General features: G+C 41.8%; 16 protein-coding genes. 5 read left to right on the top strand and 11 right to left on the bottom strand.

From position 1 onward, the window contains the following. The coding region (locus tag G3T18_RS16945) for a class I SAM-dependent methyltransferase (protein WP_224411760.1) at nt 1-551 on the bottom strand (551 nt) is incomplete at its 3' end. Nucleotides 552-694: 143 nt separating this feature from the next. Here G3T18_RS16945 and G3T18_RS16940 point away from each other — a divergent pair. Continuing rightward, entirely contained in the window at nt 695-1,639 is a 945-nt protein-coding gene (locus G3T18_RS16940; RefSeq protein ID WP_224411759.1) for a GDSL-type esterase/lipase family protein, read from the top strand. Nucleotides 1,640-1,698: 59 nt separating this feature from the next. Here the strand turns inward: G3T18_RS16940 and G3T18_RS16935 are convergent, their stop codons facing one another. Continuing rightward, on the bottom strand, nt 1,699-1,899 hold the full coding sequence (locus G3T18_RS16935) for a hypothetical protein (protein ID WP_224411758.1): 201 nt from the start codon (nt 1,897-1,899) through the stop codon (nt 1,699-1,701). A gap of 261 nt (nt 1,900-2,160) precedes the next feature. Continuing rightward, nucleotides 2,161-2,721, bottom strand: coding sequence for a DNA starvation/stress protection protein DpsA (locus G3T18_RS16930; RefSeq protein ID WP_224411757.1), 561 nt, complete (start codon nt 2,719-2,721; stop codon nt 2,161-2,163). Between the two features lie 278 nt (nt 2,722-2,999). Here G3T18_RS16930 and G3T18_RS16925 point away from each other — a divergent pair, with 278 nt between their 5' ends. Next, nucleotides 3,000-3,254 carry an Asr1405/Asl0597 family protein gene (locus G3T18_RS16925; RefSeq protein WP_224411756.1) on the top strand — a complete coding sequence of 85 codons (255 nt, stop codon included), beginning with the start codon at nt 3,000-3,002 and terminating at the stop codon, nt 3,252-3,254. Nucleotides 3,255-3,275: 21 nt separating this feature from the next. After that, nucleotides 3,276-3,818 carry a (2Fe-2S) ferredoxin domain-containing protein gene (locus tag G3T18_RS16920; protein ID WP_224411755.1) on the top strand — a complete coding sequence of 181 codons (543 nt, stop codon included), beginning with the start codon at nt 3,276-3,278 and terminating at the stop codon, nt 3,816-3,818. Between the two features lie 121 nt (nt 3,819-3,939). Here the strand turns inward: G3T18_RS16920 and G3T18_RS16915 are convergent, their stop codons facing one another. The 4 genes from G3T18_RS16915 to sbcD form a co-directional block, all read right to left on the bottom strand. Next, the gene (locus tag G3T18_RS16915; RefSeq protein WP_224411754.1) at nt 3,940-4,680 is read right to left on the bottom strand and encodes a DUF3891 family protein; all 741 of its coding nucleotides are present in this window, start codon (nt 4,678-4,680) and stop codon (nt 3,940-3,942) included. A 16-nt stretch (nt 4,681-4,696) separates the two neighbouring features. Further along, entirely contained in the window at nt 4,697-6,217 is a 1,521-nt protein-coding gene (locus tag G3T18_RS16910) for a TrkH family potassium uptake protein (RefSeq protein ID WP_224411753.1), read from the bottom strand. Next, entirely contained in the window at nt 6,214-6,633 is a 420-nt protein-coding gene (locus G3T18_RS16905) for a potassium channel family protein (protein ID WP_224411752.1), read from the bottom strand. Before G3T18_RS16905 ends, G3T18_RS16910 begins: the two co-directional genes overlap by 4 nt. Nucleotides 6,634-6,966: 333 nt before the next feature. Then, nucleotides 6,967-8,238, bottom strand: coding sequence for an exonuclease subunit SbcD (gene sbcD, locus G3T18_RS16900; protein WP_224411751.1), 1,272 nt, complete (start codon nt 8,236-8,238; stop codon nt 6,967-6,969). 529 nt (nt 8,239-8,767) lie between these two features. Here sbcD and G3T18_RS16895 point away from each other — a divergent pair. Next, nucleotides 8,768-9,250 (top strand): tetratricopeptide repeat protein, encoded by a 483-nt coding sequence (locus tag G3T18_RS16895; protein ID WP_224411750.1) that lies wholly within the window; start codon nt 8,768-8,770, stop codon nt 9,248-9,250. A gap of 65 nt (nt 9,251-9,315) precedes the next feature. Here the strand turns inward: G3T18_RS16895 and cysH are convergent, their stop codons facing one another. Next, on the bottom strand, nt 9,316-10,050 hold the full coding sequence (cysH, locus tag G3T18_RS16890) for a phosphoadenosine phosphosulfate reductase (protein WP_224411749.1): 735 nt from the start codon (nt 10,048-10,050) through the stop codon (nt 9,316-9,318). 90 nt (nt 10,051-10,140) lie between these two features. Here cysH and G3T18_RS16885 point away from each other — a divergent pair, with 90 nt between their 5' ends. Continuing rightward, on the top strand, nt 10,141-10,407 hold the full coding sequence (locus tag G3T18_RS16885; protein WP_224411748.1) for a glutaredoxin family protein: 267 nt from the start codon (nt 10,141-10,143) through the stop codon (nt 10,405-10,407). Nucleotides 10,408-10,459: 52 nt separating this feature from the next. On the opposite strand, the gene G3T18_RS16880 is transcribed toward G3T18_RS16885, so the two are convergent. The 3 genes from G3T18_RS16880 to G3T18_RS16870 form a co-directional block, all read right to left on the bottom strand. Beyond that, nucleotides 10,460-13,786: a tubulin-like doman-containing protein gene (locus G3T18_RS16880; protein WP_224411747.1), complete on the bottom strand. Its 3,327-nt coding sequence runs from the start codon at nt 13,784-13,786 to the stop codon at nt 10,460-10,462. Nucleotides 13,787-13,867: 81 nt separating this feature from the next. Beyond that, nucleotides 13,868-14,785, bottom strand: coding sequence for a vWA domain-containing protein (locus tag G3T18_RS16875; RefSeq protein WP_224411746.1), 918 nt, complete (start codon nt 14,783-14,785; stop codon nt 13,868-13,870). 29 nt (nt 14,786-14,814) lie between these two features. Then, on the bottom strand, nt 14,815-16,410 hold the full coding sequence (locus G3T18_RS16870; RefSeq protein WP_224411745.1) for an ABC transporter substrate-binding protein: 1,596 nt from the start codon (nt 16,408-16,410) through the stop codon (nt 14,815-14,817). Nucleotides 16,411-16,536: the final 126 nt, after the last annotated feature.

Here is a 16,536-nt window from a genome sequence, read left to right as displayed (position 1 = left end):
GTTTCGCGATCGGGGCGGCAACCATCACCAAAAGTTTTCCATAAGGGTCGCACCCATTGTTGTATCTGTCGTAACTTAGTACCCTCTGGTGCAGCTACGTGTTCGAGGAAAAAGAAGCGTCCACCAGGCTTGAGAACTCTAATAATTTCCTGTAACGTTACGGTGAGACTATCCACCGAACACAAAACAAGCGTACTGACAACAGCATCGATGCTGTTATCCTCGATATCCAATCGTTCCGAGGTTCCCAAACGAAGGTCGATGTCTAAGCCAAGTCGTTCAGCTTCTCGCTTCAAATAGGGATACATGAATCGGTTTGGTTCAATCCCAATCCAATGAATGTCAGCCGGATAATAACATAAGTTTGGACCAGTTCCAGGCCCTATTTCTAAAACATTCCCTTGTAAGTCATTGAATAAGGCTCGCTTAAAGTCAGCCATTTGGGCTTCGTACTTAGCAGTACCATGAGCCATCAACCAAGCAAACAGGCGTTTATACCAGTCTGGCGCATCTTGGGTTTTTGATTCTACAGATTGCATCTTAATTGTCATTACAGAGCGTGTTGTTTTTATTCACCGACACTATTTTAGGTTTTGCCGTTACATAAGACTTACCCAAACTTATCTACCCTAGAAAAAATTCCTGAGTTTGACATCTAAGTCTTGTCAAAGGAATAAGAGATTGTGGTGACTTGATGAGCGATCCTTATTTACTGGCTGTTAGTTTACTATCTACTGGACCTGTTTCTGCTCCGCCTCCGCCGATACCTCAAAACCCCCTGGAAAATCTATTAACTATTTTTGCTGCTAACGATGCGGGGCTATCTGAGGCTGCTGAAACTGAGAATATTATTCCCACTGTGGAAAGTCTCGATCCGGAGTTTAGCGAATTTTCTACTCTCGAATCTTCGTTCCCGACTCCGGCTTCTGGTTCTCAACTTTACCAGCAAAGGCTGGCTGCTTTGAATCGGGGAACGTTGTATACTCGCTTGAGTCCGAATAGTTTTCAATCGCTTTGGGAGAAAGCGTCGGATCGACCTACTCATCAACATTGGAAACAATTATTACAGAAAGAGGCACTAGCTTTAGCTCAGGGTCAAGGTAATAATCGCTTGAATGTTTTGGTTGGTGATTCGCTGAGTCTTTGGTTTCCTTCCCAATTGCTACCTAAAGGGAAGTTTTGGCTCAATCAAGGGATTTCGGGCGAAAATTCTCCTCAGGTTTTGCAACGCATTCAGGCTTTTGAGCAAACTCGACCGGAGACGATTTATGTGATGGTGGGAATTAACGATCTGCGTCAAGGGGCGAGTGATGAAACGATTTTGGCTAATATTCGCCAGATCGTCCAGAAATTGAGAGCAAGTCATCCGCAAGCGGAAGTTATCGTCCAGTCGATTTTACCAACTCGCTTGGCTAGTATTCCTAGCGATCGCATTCGTCGTCTGAATCGAGAAATTATTTTTATTGCGAAACAGGAAGGGGCAAGTTATCTTAATTTACATCGCTTGTTTGTTGATGCTGATGGTCTGCTACGCCAAGAGTTAACTACTGATGGTCTGCATCTCAATCGCAAAGGTTATCAGGTTTGGCAAACTGGACTCAAACTGGCTGAATCTTGGCTTGCTCTCAGTCGCGATTAATTAATCGGGTGCGTTACATAACTAACGCACCCGATCGCTAATTTTAAAGTTAAATTTTCTTAAATTCCTTGACGTGAAACCAATTTTTCGATATTAGCTTGGGTTTCTTGTAACAACTGTTCTCGACTATCTGCTGCTTGACTGAGATTGGGTACTAAGTTACGAGCTTGTAATGTCATGTGTAGCTGTAGCTCGGCAACGTACTCACTGATATCTTCACGGAAGAGTTGGTTCTCAGCTTGAGTAGATTGTAATTTCACTCGCGTCCTCCTTGCTTAATTTGTTACTCGTTATTTACGGATTTGTGGCTTAACACCAATTGAAGTTACCATGACACTGCAATTTTTGCTTGATTTCAGCCCAATCTTTACAAATATCTCAACATCTTGTTAAAAAAGTTAAGCATTAGCAAACTGTCTTGAAAATCTTAGTGAGAGAATAAACGCGAGTTTTTGTCAAGTAGGCTGACAAAAAAAACTACAAAAGCTGGGGAGACTTTTGCAGTTTTGGTGAATCTTAGCTTAGGCGGCGCCGTTTTTGCTAGCGACAAAACCAAGGGTTAAGCTGTCAGGGACAAGGAAGTGACCGAGATGATAAGCACGTTCTTCTGTCTTCAGGAGGATTTTTTCGTAGAGATAGCGGGTAGCGCGATCGCCTAAACTTTCTGCTTGGGCAGCTTGACGGCGTAACACTTTTATGATCTCCTGTTCGGCAGCTAGATCGTGTTCGATCATTTCCCGACAAGGAAAAACGCCATCTTCTTCTTGCTCGAAGCAGCATAACTCAGCTAATTTGCTAAATGTCGCTGCGGGAGTTCCTCCCAATCCATTCAAGCGTTCGCCAATTTCGTGGACGTGATCTTGTACGTCATCGTAGCTTTCTTGGAAATATTCGTGCAGAGAGTAAAATTCTGAACCTTCAACAACAAAGTGATGCTTTTGATACTGCAAATACAAAGCTTGAAAACTGGAGAGCAATACGTTTAAGCCTTCACAAATTGGCTCGGTAACGTTGCGCTCTAGCATGATTGGATTATCTGCTACTTCACCAAAGGGGCGGAGCAAACCTTGTGCTTGTGTCATTTCTTTACCTTTGAGCTAGGGGGCTTTATTGCTAACTGAGAGTAGTCTACCACACACTTCAGCCATAGGAGCATTTGCCTGTCATCCCTAGCTAACAGGCTTTTCGCTTACTCAAAAAACTTTCTTAAATTTTTTTCAGCTAATTGAGAATTATTTGCGTTTTAGTCTATATTAATTATAGTCACGATTTTTTAACAAATTCAACTAAAACCAAAAATTAAGCCTAGTAACCGTGCTGGGCAACCCAAAAGTGCTAATCTTCATCGTCGTGAGGGCTAATGAGTTCAAATCCAAAACTAGAAACAGGTGTAGCAGTTAACTGGGCAGATCGCTGGCAAGTCTACTACCGTTTGCAAGACTTACAGATCCCCTGTCGTTGTGCTACTAATCAGGAGTTACAAGTTGAAGTTTACAGTCCAACAGGGGCAATTCAACTTTGGAGCGTTGTCAGGAATCTTACAGCTTCTCGCCGCGATCTAATTAATTGGCTAAACTGTTGTTGGCAGCTAGAAACTTCTCGCGAAGAAAGTTAATCCGAGGTTTGGGCAAAAGTTATGGTTATGTTAAAATCCCCAGTTACAGAATTCACCGTAGTTGGGAAATTGTTGGATTTCGTTATCGAAGACGGTTACAAAATTAAGTATCTGCGAATAGCGATCGCGCAAAGAGAATATTGGTTTAAACTCTCAAAAGAGATTCGTTATCGTTTAGATCCAGCAATTCAACCTGGGTGCTGGGTTGAGGTGACAGGAGAGCAAAAGTACAAAACGGGGAAACTGAAGTTAACAGCTTATGAGGTGAAGTTAGCAGCTAATCCTCAATCAGTGAATGCAGTTAGCCCACCGAAAGCCAAAGCGAGTATCTTAGTTTGTCAGAAAGCTGATTGCTGTAAGCGAGGTGGGAGAGTGGTTTATGGTGCGATCGCGGAAACTTTGCGATCGCACCAGCTTGAAGATCGAGTTACAATTAGAGCCACTGGTTGTCTCAAGCAATGTAAAAGTGGACCCAATATTGTCGTTATGCCAGATAAAGCTCGTTATAGCAACGTGCATCCCGAACAAATCTCCGCTTTAATTACAAAACATTTTACTGGTTGATTAAACCATGAAATCTCGCTTTGGCATCTAACAAAAGTTAGATAAATTCAGAATATCTTGCTTTTTTAGCCTGACTTGAAGCATTAGCAACGAGCAAATGTTACGTTTGTCTCACTTTAAGTTAACAACTGTCTTTCACAAAAGTCCATTCGCGGAGTTTTCTCGGCGCTGTTTTCAATGCTGCTTTAATTTCGTCGTTACTTTCAAACTTGAGACGATCGAGATAGCAAGCATCGACATTAACAGTAAATTTCGTTTCAGCGAAAACCCAAGGTGTAACGGTAAGATAACTATTTTCTAACTGTTGAATATCGTAGCGAGTGCCATCAGGAAAGGTGATAATTTCTAATGAACGATGGGCGCTAGGAATTTCTTGCAGACAAAGAATTAAAGAGAGGCGATCGCACCAGCGCATAAAAGCATATTGTTTCTCTGCTTCTCGATCGTTTATACCTAATTCTTTACGCCACTGCTGTTGTCTAAATTTTTGTTCGTCGAGAAATTTCTTTAACTCCTCAGACTTATCTGACTTAGCTTGGTTAAGGAAGCATAAGTGCATCGAAGTCAGCATCGCCACCCAACGTCCGCGATAAAATGCTTCCTCAATTTGTCCGTATAATTGTTCTACACTTAAACTTTTTTCCAGGCGAAAATCTAGAGGTGCGCCCGCAGAAGTAAGTAACTCTTCCTCCCATTCTCGTTCGAGATCGTCATGTTGCGCGATCGCCGCTACAGTTTCAAACAAACGCGAGGAAGGTGAAGAAGGTTCTTTTTGCCAGTATCCGGCAATTTGCGCCGCAAGTAAAGCATGAGCGCGATGATAAATTATTTCCCAACCATTTTCTAACAAATTGACAATCATAACCTGTAATTTTTAGTTATTTTTTAATTTTTCTCGACCTCGATACCTTAGTCAAAGCTACGAAAGGAGCCGAAAATAAAAGCACAACTGGAATAATTTCCAAGCGTCCCATCCACATAAAAATAATTAAACTTATTTTCCCCAGAGGCGCTAGATCCGGAGCCGTAATTCCGGTAGATAAACCAACACTTCCCAAAGCCGAAGCCGCCTCAAAAATAACATCACTTAAGTTATATTCATAAGCAGAAACTACCTCAAGCAAGACAAAAACTCCGATTAACAGCAATCCCAGCCAAAGAATTGTTAAGACTGCGGCTGCTTCTACGCGGCGAATAGCTTCAGTTTCAGTTACTACCCGTTCATCTAATTTGTAACGCATAATTTGGTGAGGTTTCAGATGCAAACGCTGAAAACGCCAAAGGATTGCTTTAAACAATACCACTGCTCGACTAAGTTTAATTCCACCAACAGTAGAACCTGCCGCACCACCAATAATCATTCCTATACTTAATAGTAACTTAGCCCCAGCCGTCCATTTTTTAAGATTAACCGTACTAAAACCACAAGTACCTAAAGCTGAGACCCATTGAAAAACTGCTTCCCGCCAAACAACTGACCAATTAAAAGAATAGTTAAAAAACCAAAGTAAACAGATTCCTAAAGCAAGTAAAATCCAGAAAGCTTTATGTTGAGAATCTTTCCACAAAGCAAAAAAACGAAACTCGCGCACTAATTGATAATGAACTGGGAAACTAATTGCCCCAGCAATCATAATTGGTACTACTGCCATTTGAATAGTTTGACTATAAGCACCAATACTGTCATCTTGAATGCTAAAACCTCCGGTAGAAATTCCCGTCATTCCATGATTAATTGCATCCCACCAAGGCATTCCCACTAAGCGCAACCAAATAATACTAACAAAAGTGTATAGGATATAAATCCACCAAATGCGGCGTACAGTTACTTGTACAGTTAAACCAATTCTTTTCGAGCGTCCTTCAGCACTATATAATTGATAAGCATCCGTACTGGGATCGAGCAACGAGACAACTAAAACAATTACACCAACTCCACCAACCCATTCCATCAGCGATCGCCACCACTGTATACTATGAGGTAGTCGGCTGGGATTTAGTGCCATTGTCAATCCGGTACTGGTAAAGCCAGAAAAGGCTTCAAACACAGCATTGAGTGAGTTTTGAAAATAGATAACTGTTGCTGAAGCGTCGCCAGAGATGGTTAAATTTTGGGCGATAAGGATAAACGGAATTGCACCAAACAAAGGTACGATCGCCCAAGCTAAAGCTACGGTTAACATCGCATAGCGTATTCGAGAAGCCGAAGCACCTTGACTACAAGTGCGGTAGAATAATTGACCAGTAGCAAGAGTGGCGATCGCGGTTATCGTAAAAGCACGAATGGCAAAATATTCGCCCCAGGCTACACATACCAGCAATGACACTAGCGCCATGATGCCGGGAACGTGCAAAAATAAGCCAAGGTCACGGAGAATTGTTTTCAGGTAAGGATTCACTCAGATGTATCCTCCTCGCGATCGAGGAAATCAAGCAAACGCTGAGCGATAATTGTTTCTGGATTGACTAAAACTTTAGCTCCCAGACGTTCAAACATCTGTTGGTGTCCTTTGTTATTCAGCATCGTGACTATATTTTTGACTTTTTTTTCTTTTGCCAAAAAAACAGCCATTAAGTTTGCCGAGTCATCGTCTGTGGTGGCAAAAAGCGCATCTGCTCGTTCTATATCAACTTCTTCGAGGATACCACTTTCGGCAATATCAGCATTAAATACTTTAACATTATCAAATTTTTGCAAGAGAGTCTGAGCTTGTTCGGAATTACTCTCGATCATTGCTACTTGATGTCCTAATTCTAAGGCTAGAGATGCCAAGCTAGCTCCTTCTGCTCCTCCACCAACGATAATAAAATACATGGTCAGTTTTCATAGATAGTTGAGTTTATTTACCCAAACTCAATCCTAATCTTTGATGTTTCTCCAAGAAAATAGACCTTTAGAGGGAAATTTAGGGGAATTGGGAGACAAGCATGAATTGAAAAAATTAAATTTTGATTTCTTCGATAGAGGATTTGGCTAAGGGTATAATTTTGGTGGTAAAGTCAACTCTTTTCCCAATACTGGCATCAAATCAGCAAATAAATAAAATCCCCCTCAATCATACCAACAGCAAAATTACTTTGCGCCCTTTCTTTGCGTCTTAGCGTCTTGGCGAGACACTCAAAACCCAACCCATCTCAAAAACCCAACTTACAACAACCGTAACTGTTTGCTACTCGTTTCTACCACTATACCTTCATCTTCAACACCACTCAATAAACGTTCTGCGGCAGCGACCATTTCTTTTTGAATATCCTTTAAATCTTCACGATTTTCTAAATAAGTCTGCAAAGCTGATAAAGGATCTAAACCGCTACCAACTCCTAATTCTGGTAAGCGAGGACGGGCTAGTTGAGAAACTAATTCTGGACGAATACTAAAAGTATGTGCTGTTGTCAAAGCTTCGTGCAACTTACCAGTATTAACTAAATCTAACTGTTCCGATCGCAGTTTGTAAATTAAGCGCACGACTGCATCCTGAATGTCTTTTTTTTCGATAGCTGCAATTATTGCCGCTTCTGGTTCTTCGACTTGGGAAACATCAACTTCAATTGTACAGAAAGGACGTACTGGTAAAGGACAAAATTCCCATTTTACTTTTCCTGGTTCGACTTCAACGATGACATAACCTTTGTCTTCTTTTTCTTCGGAAAAGTCTACTCTTTCGATACTACCCGGATAGATAATTGGTGGCTGGTTAGATTTATTCAGGTTTTGGTGTTTGTGAACGTGACCTAATGCGACATAATCAAATTGTTCTCGAATTAGCAAGGAAACGGGAACGGAAAATCCTTTCCCGACGGCTAAATAACGCTCTGCTCCTAGGTTAGCGCGATCTGCCATTAAATGTCCGAGTAAAATTGTCGGAATTTCGGGGTCTAATCGACGAATTTCGGCTTCTAAGACGGGTTGGAGACGTTGAATTAATAATTGGTTAATTTCGCCGAGGGAAAGTCCTTCGGTTTCGGGACGAGTTAAGAGTGTGGAACGAGTTAACCAAGGTAAAGTTATCACTTGAATGTCGCCGTTGCGAGTAGGGATCTTGTGGGTAGCGATGCGATCGCCGACAATAAACCCAGGTACTCCTAAGGTTCGGTAAATGCACAAACTCGCGCCGCCGTTTCCTTGGGAATGTTGGTCGTGATTACCTACTAACATTACGGTGGGAATTCCTGCGTCTGCTAAACGCCGAAATTGCCCGGCAAAGGCTTCTTGGACGTAGGGGGCTGGTGTCGCGTCGGGAAACGCATCGCCACCGAATAATACTAAGTCTACTGGTTCGGCGATCGCTCGATCGATACATTTTCCTAGACTATTGATAAAATCTTCTAATCGTGTATTTAAGCCAGTTTCGGGATTAACTTGACCGTGGGAGAAACCACTCCCCATGTGAATATCAGATAAATGAAGAACTTGAATCATTTTTTTCTCGATTACTGTGTCTTATTTTATTTTGTCAGCAAAAGTTCGCTAGTACATCCTATGAGAGAATCACCGCACAAGTTTTTGTGGTAAATATGCTTGTTAAGTTAAGCAAATTTGCTGTTTCTCCTCAATTAGCGATCGCTAGTTTTCTTGAAGTATAATTTATTTGTTGACACTCAAGAAATTTCAGTAATTTCACTCAAGAATGTGACAACATTGTTCCTAATCTTAGTATTCATACTTAAGAAGAAAGTCTTCATTTGTAAAGGTTTTCTAAAGTCTCCGTGAAAAAATGGATTTTTGTTAAATGATATGTTAAGCTCTCTAATAAAATAGATAATTAAACTAGTGAATTGGAGTTATTTGCCAACTCAGATTTGCTAGTCAATTTCGCGTTCCTTTTTGTCTAATTTCATGCTAGCAAGACTCCTTTTCAGGAAAAATGACAAAATACTTTCATGAGGAGAAGACTTGTTAAGTAGGGTTTTCAGGGTAAACATCACATCTACTAACTCCGACAAAGCAAATGCTGACAGCAATGATGAACCAGCAAAGTACCACACCAAATCAACCATCAAAAAATCCTCGTGACGATCGCCAATACTTCTATCAAAAAGGGCAGCAGCTAGCTAGCGAATCTAAATACGAAGAAGCGATCGCCAGCTACGATAAGTATTTAGAAATGCAGCCTGATGATAACACTGCTTGGGTGTTGCGGGGTGCAGCGCTAACTCATTTGGATCGCTACGAAGAAGCACTTATTAGCTTTGAAGAAGCTTTAAAAGTAGCACCAGAAGATAATTTAGCGATGTTATTTCGAGGAATGGCACTCCAACACATGGGAGACTATCAGAAAGCTTACGAAAGCTTCGACACCACTCTCGGAATTAAAAGAAATCCTTTTAAGCGCAAAATCAGAGGGATGTTGAACTGGATTCTAGATTTTGTTGAACCGGAAAAACCAACTCGTAAGTGTAAAAAAAAGCCTAATCAGAAAAAAGCCGCATAAAACTCAGCAAAAATATTAATTTACTTAAAGCAAGGTGCGTTAGTAGACAACGCACCCTAGTTGTTTTACAGGTGGATACCACACTCAGTTTTACTCATACCACGCCAACGTCCGGCGCGTTCGTCTTCGCCTTGACCAACTTTAGTAGTTAAAGGTTCGTCGCCAATACTAGGATAGCCGCGATCGTGGAGAGGATTGTAAATTAGGTCGTATTCATAAGCATACGCCCAACTTTCTTTACGAGTCCAGTTAGCCAGGGGATTGATTTTTAAACGTCCTTGGTTATCTAATTCCAGAATTGGCATATGAGCGCGAGTTGGCGCTTGATCCCGTCGCCGCCCGGTAATCCAAGCTCCTGCCTTTAACTCAGCTAATCCCCGTTGCAAAGGCTCAATTTTCGTGATTTCATGGAATTTAGCTACGTCTTTTTCCCATAAAGCTTCGCCATACTTAGCCGCAAATTCTTCGCGACTATTAACATTCAGGGTTTGAGATACTTTGAGGTTGAGATGATAAATTCTTTTAGCTTTTGCCACCAATTCCAGCGTTTCCCGAAAGTGGAACAAAGTATCGAGAAACAACACCGGAACTGGCTTTGCTGGCTTAAGTTTGCGGTAGATCAGGTCAGTGATAACTAAGTCATCAATATTGAAAGCGCTAGTTTGCACCAAGCGAGTCGGGAAATTAGACACCGCCCATGCGATAATTTCTTTCGGATCGGCTTTCTCAAAGCGTTGATTAAGTTCTTCGAGGTCAAGCTGAGAAATTTGAACTGGGCTGAGAGTAGTATGGCTTGCCATGTGGACTCCTTTCCAACGGTCAATTTTTATTGTAAAGCATAAACAAACATAACCCGACCGGAAAACCGTATTTTTATCGAGACTAAAACTATGCTACTGATTCTTTATGGCAAACCTGGTTGTCACCTCTGCGAGGGACTAGCAGAAAAGTTAGCCCAAATACAAGAACCGCATTTCGACCTCGAAATGCGAGATATTACTACTCGTGAAGATTGGTTTGCCGCTTACCAATACGAAGTACCAGTATTATCTGTCAGCCAAGGAGGAAAAGAGCAAATCCTACCCCGCCCTTCTCCACGCGCCTCAGTTAAGCAAATTGAGAAAATGTTAGCAAAATATCTAACTGGCGATCGCTAGGGCGTGTCAATCAGATCGAGCCTTCAATAGCGATCGCTACCCACTCTTAATCTCACTTAACTAACTTTGTGCCGCACTTAAAGCAAAATTTAGAATTAGCCGGATTTGGCGTACCGCAGTTAGTGCAAAAAACGTGACTTCGCGGTGTCGGATCTTGTTGATTTCTCGCACCATTATTTCCCTCTATTTGATTAGGTACACCTGTTGAATTTACTGGTTGGGTAACTTTTACGGGTTGTTTAATTTGCTCTGATTGGAGGGAAATTTCAGTTGCAGTTTTTAGTTTTTTGGCTTCGATTAAATTGAGAATAATTTGTGCTTCTCGTTTATAATCTGGACTATCTTTTCCTCCTTCTAATTCTAACGCACGTTGCTCTAAATAAGCAAGTAATTGCCGAAATAAGGCTTGTTTTTTCGCCTCAGTATCAGCCGCATTTAATTTTTGCAACAATTGACGTTGAATTTCTTCGCGATCTTCACGACAAGCTTTAATTTCTAACACTTGGGTTACTTCTTCCCAACTCGAAGCCAGATCGACTTTTTGTTCGCCAATCGCAGTTGATTTTGTATAGCGAATCGAATTTTCTTTGGTAGCTTTGTTTTCTTCTTGGCGAAGAATATCTAATGCTCTCGCTTGGACTACTAAGTAAAAAACGCGCGGATCTTCAGGAAATATGTCCCAGAAAGGCGGTTCTTTTTGAATGTGAACGGGAACGGGTAAATCGCGACTTTCACCTTTTAATTGCGCTCGTTTAGCGACAATAAATTCACCTTTCCAATCTTGGTAAGACTGTCGTAAATCGCGCATTCCATCAATACACCGCAGAGAAAAACCACCAATTTCTTGCACAAAAATAATGCGATGGCGTTCGGGATCTCCTAATGGTTTAATGGCATCTTCATTGCCAATAAATTCTTGTAACATGGGAATAAATTTTTGAGCGGCAGGATCGCTAGTTTTCCGACCTCCTAAAACAGCAACATTGACATTTAGTGCGGGGGTGAAATTGGCATCTTTGCCGCGTAATACAGCTTGATTGAGGAGAATTAAAGGTTTAGATTTGTTAAAAGCAATGCGAATATTATTGACAATTTCGCTATTGTCATTGTAAAGCTTAAAGATGCGATCGCAGGCAGCTAATTCTTGTTTAATTTTACTTGTTTGGGGCGCCTCTTCTACTACTTTTTTCGTGCGCTCGAAGATAATTTGCTGGAAATCTTCATCTTTGACATCGGGAATTTCAGTAATGTCAAATAGCCGCATAATTTCGTTAGCTGCACGGGTTTCTTTCCACAAGGAACTTGCTCGATCGAGAACATCTTGAGACATGGTACTACAAATCGAATCCATACCAGTTTCATAAGCAGTTTTGTTACCTACTGTTGCACCTGCTAGCTGTTCGATTAAGTCTTGATACAAGCTATTGAGTTCTTGGCGATCGTATAGTTTAATCCCGTTAATAACTAAAGCATCGGCGCTTTTAGCCTGCTTGTCAGCTTTTTCTTTGTACAAATCGCGGGTTTGAATTAACTTTTGTTGCCAGCGATTAAAACGTCGTTCTAATAAGGTTAAATGCTCTTGTAAGCGGTCGATTACATCTAAGCTTATTGACCGCGCTTTGCGTTGAATTATCGCGATTAAAGTACCTTCTAAACCACTGAGAGCATTTTCACAATACTGCTCCATTTTTGCTTGTTTAGTTGTGCCAAATTTGTCTTTAAATTCGGTTAAATCTTGAAGTCCTTGTTCGTATTGTTTTTGACGTTCGTTTTCTTTTGGTTCCCAAATTTTATCGCGTTGGGAACGGAATTTTTCCGCCATATCTTCCAAGATTTGCCGCACAGTCACAATAAAGCTAGCTGCGAATTTGGGTCCTTGAGTGCGGTCTTCTAAAATGCGATAAAATTCGCTTTCTAAACTTTGACGACCTCGGATAACTAATTGATTCCGATTGTCGTACATTTTCTGCAAGTAATCGCCGTGTAAGCGTTCGTCGGTACTTAATTCGCGAAAATGATTGCTGCGATATTCATCAACTTTGGGTTTTAAATATCCATCAACGAATTGCAGGATTTTACCTTTTTCTCGCCCCAACATATTGACACCTTGTTGGGTACATTGGAGTAAATTTTCACTAGCAATTTCTTGACGAATACTGTTAATCCAGTCGGAAATTATTGCCAGATAAGAACGATCTTGGGCGGCAGAAATATCGGCGATCGTTTCTGCTTCGGTAAGGCGCATTCTTTTGAGAATATCGTTTTGCACAAATTCGCGCATTTGTGGATGCAAATTTACTTTTTCATTCAGCCACCAACTAACTAAATCTTGAGCGATTCGGTTACTTAAAGAAGTACGAATTTGCGCGATCGGAATTTCGATGGTTGATAGCCCAAAACTCATAAAGTTTTTCGGGTAGCCTCGTCCGCCAGGATCTGCTTGCGCCCAAGCACTTTTAATGTTATCGCGAATTGAACGTTTATGAGGAGAAAAATCAGAGGTTAAATCGAGGAAAATATTTTGAGCGATCGCTTCCCGAATTTGCTCTAATTTAAAGTCACTTTCCCCATTTTTTGTCCCTACTAAATAGGTGAAATCGAAGGGCGCCGATTTGCTGCGAACTTCGTCAACTAAACCGCTACTAAATTGACTGACATATTCGGTGCGATAATCGGAAAAATAACTTAATTCCATCATCGCCGCATAGCCATTTGCTAAGACTTTATCGCCAACATTGATACCTGCAAAAGCTTCTGGGGTGGGGACAATTGCAGTTATGAGGGGACTTTGTTCTTTTTTTAGCCAGTTACGAACGCAGTAGCCGATATCGATTAACATTCCGCTACCCGTACCGCCGGATAAAGAACCTGTAACGAAAACATTAATACTGCCGCTATTTACTTTAATTCCATACTCGTTTAACATGAAATTATCTTTGCCCTTGGTGCGATTAACTGCTTCAAGAAACTTCTTTTGAATCTCGTGATAATTGCAGAAAAAAGCGAAGCGTCCGCAAGCGCGAATTTGTCCCGCACCTGCTTCAAGGGAGGTGATATTTCGCTCTAATTCTCTGGGAAACCAACGGTCAATCCAAGGATAATTTTCCATGTCGGCGACCATTTCTCGGACTTGTTTGCCGCTTACTCTTGCCCAGTGTTTTTCGTTATCTTTGAAGGGGGAACCTCCGGCTTCAGTGTTATTAATTTTGTAATCTTTGTCGGTATCGATAATTAGGAAACTAACGATGGGAAATTTGTTTAAGCTGCCGTAGGTTTCTTCGATTAATCTTCGTACTCTGGCTAAGACTTCGGTTCCGGTTCCGCCGATGCCGACGAGGACTGTGGGAACCATACTTTTTTCTTCTGTTTGTGCTGGCATTGGTTACTCCTTTGGTGATGATTTTCGGGGGAGGGGGAGCCTCTGGAGGGCGTTACCAGGCGGAGCTAGGTAACGAGGGTTTTAACAACTAGAAAAGAAGGGTAAGCCGGAAAGGTTTAATAAGCGATAGATGCCGATGATAATTCCTGGGGTGGCAGCAGTCCAGAAGAAGGCGTTTCCTAATGCTAATTGACCTGCTAAATTAATGGGCATTTGCATTATATTTTGGAAAAGCCAACGATCTAAAGGTAAAACTAGCGTCCACATTAAAGCTATCCAAGCTGCACCTAGCCAGAAGATTATCCATTTGAGATTGCTGTTGAAACTGGTGAATAATCGTTCGGTAAATAAGGTTTCGAGATTGTTGCTAGCAGTGGTGTGATAGTTACCTCTAGTGGCAAAAGCTGCTGCTCGTAATTCTAAAGATTCGCCCCCGATAATAACAGTATTGATTTTGACTCTTTGGGATCTCGCGTTAGCGATGATTTCGGCGGAAACGGGGGCGCCACCGTCGGTGACTAAGAGAAATTCTCGACAGCGATCGCTAATTTGGCTGAGTGCATTGATCCCACTTTGGATGGCTAAATTAATGTCGGTGCTTTCGTTAGCGACGCTTTGAGGTAAATTGGGATCTTGTAAGGCTTGAGTTAATTCTGCGTTGATTTTTTGACTGTCGGTTTGAAAATCACCAGTTAGCGAGATTGTAACTCCTCCAAACCCAAATACTTGCACTTGGTTTGGTTGACGTAAAAGGCGATCGTTGATGTCTAAATACGATCGCACCGCCGCTACTTCCTGAGACATTACTGTACCTGGGGCGTTAAATTCTTGGGGTGCATAGGTACTCGTACTCAGATCCAAACCAATAGCTACGGCTACATTCGGTCTACCAATCCCAAATAGCCAGAAAAGTAATGCTGTTGCTAAGAAAATACCCAACAAAATTAGGGGAATTTGAAATAAGGGATACAACCACAAAGGACGACGAGAGAAAGTCATTTTTTTGAGGTAAGAGGTGAGACAACTAATTAGGGAACAGGATCGAATTGATATTTAGAACCGGGAGGTCCTTGAGTACCGGGAGTTGCTTGAACGAGAGGAACTTCCTCAAGAACGTTCGCTTCGGTGTTTGTACCTTCGATGGGGATACCGCTTGCGAGTTGTTGGGAAACGGCTTCGCGGGTAGAGTTTTGACTAATAGCTTGAATTAAAGCTTGGGTAGCATCGTAAGCGGTAGCAGTACGCCAGCTTACCCTTCCTTTCCAAATGTTAGCTGCGTCTGCCGCAAAAGGATCGTTAGGTTGCGATCGCCACGGAACTGCTAAAACTATATTCGCGATCGCGTCTCCTCCTTCAACGAGAATTGTCGGGTTATACAGTTCGTCACCGCCAATTAAGGTTAAGGGTTGAGGTAGGTTAGCATTAGCTTGGGCGAGTTCTACAGCTTGGTTAACCTTATTTTTACTTAAAGCCAGCATCGCTATGTTTGCACCTGCTTGGGAAGCAGCATTGATTTCCGTTGCAACATCAGCCGTTGTCACATCTACTTCTTTAACTACTCTCCCATTTTGTTGTGAAAGAGCGTTAATAAATTCGCGTTTGAGTAATTCGCTGTAGGGACTATCAGAGTTAAAGAAAACCACTGCTGCGGGGGAAGATTGTTGAGTATTAGCGTATTTAGCCAAAGTGATCCCCACCGTTTGCAAATAATTACCCAGTAACTCACCAGTTTTCTCAGTTTGGGGAATAGTTTTTACCGTCGAATTCCCATCACCACTAGGAGTAATACTCGTACTCACCGGAGAAAGTACCGCTAAATTATTTTGCTCATAAATTGCGATCGCCTGACGACTACCGCTATCGATTCCATGTCCTAATACTCCCAGAATATTTGGCGACTGAACTAAATCTTGCGCCAAAGTAGCCGATTTTGTCGGTTCAGGATCGTTGACGATCGCAACTTGTAACAAACGACCTCCAGGGGGAGCCGATGAGTTAAACTCATCTTGAGCTTGAGCCACACCGCGCAAGATTTCCTTAGCCGTATCGCTACTAGAGGAAATCGGAACCACTGCGGCGATCGTTAAAGGATTACCAGCTTGGATAGCTTGGGTATTATTCAGATAAATTTTACTTTCGGGATCGTTAGGATCGCTATCAGTTGCTTGTTGATAAAGCGCGATCGCTTCTAACCAATCTTTACTTGTAAATGCTAACGCAGCACTGCTTTTTGCTGGCGTTACCTCTAATAAAACTTTCTCACCTTGAGAAATTAAACTTTCATTAACCGCATTGCTACTAACAAATTCTGTCGTCCCTGAATCTGAGACATTATTATTTCGCGTCGCAACAACTCGATACAAACCGAACCCCACACCCAACAACAGAATTACCCCAACTACCGCTAGTAAAATGGGAACTAATCCCGGTTTAGACGAACCAATTGGATTAGAAACCACAGTTGTCTTCGATTTCTTAGAGGTTTCCATTGCTTCCCTAGGTAAACCACAAACTGCACAATCGGGACCCGTATTTTGATGTGGGGGATGGGGACCTGTACCCTGAGAGGAATAAGCATCATTTTTCGGCACTCCATCGCAAGTCCATTCACCCTTTGGATTCACTTTCTTTGCTCTCCGTTTTACCCTTATTTGTACTATTTTAGAATTTTCTCTTAGCTATTAACTTGAAGATAACACGCTCAAGCCAGCTTGTTCAGCTAGCGTTAACGAATTCGAGCGATTGCGTTT

It is taken from the genome of Oscillatoria salina IIICB1 (genome assembly GCF_020144665.1).
Lineage (GTDB): Bacteria > Cyanobacteriota > Cyanobacteriia > Cyanobacteriales > SIO1D9 > IIICB1.
Note: the sequence above shows the minus strand (reverse complement) of the source record. Positions and strands in the feature narration are given on the sequence as shown.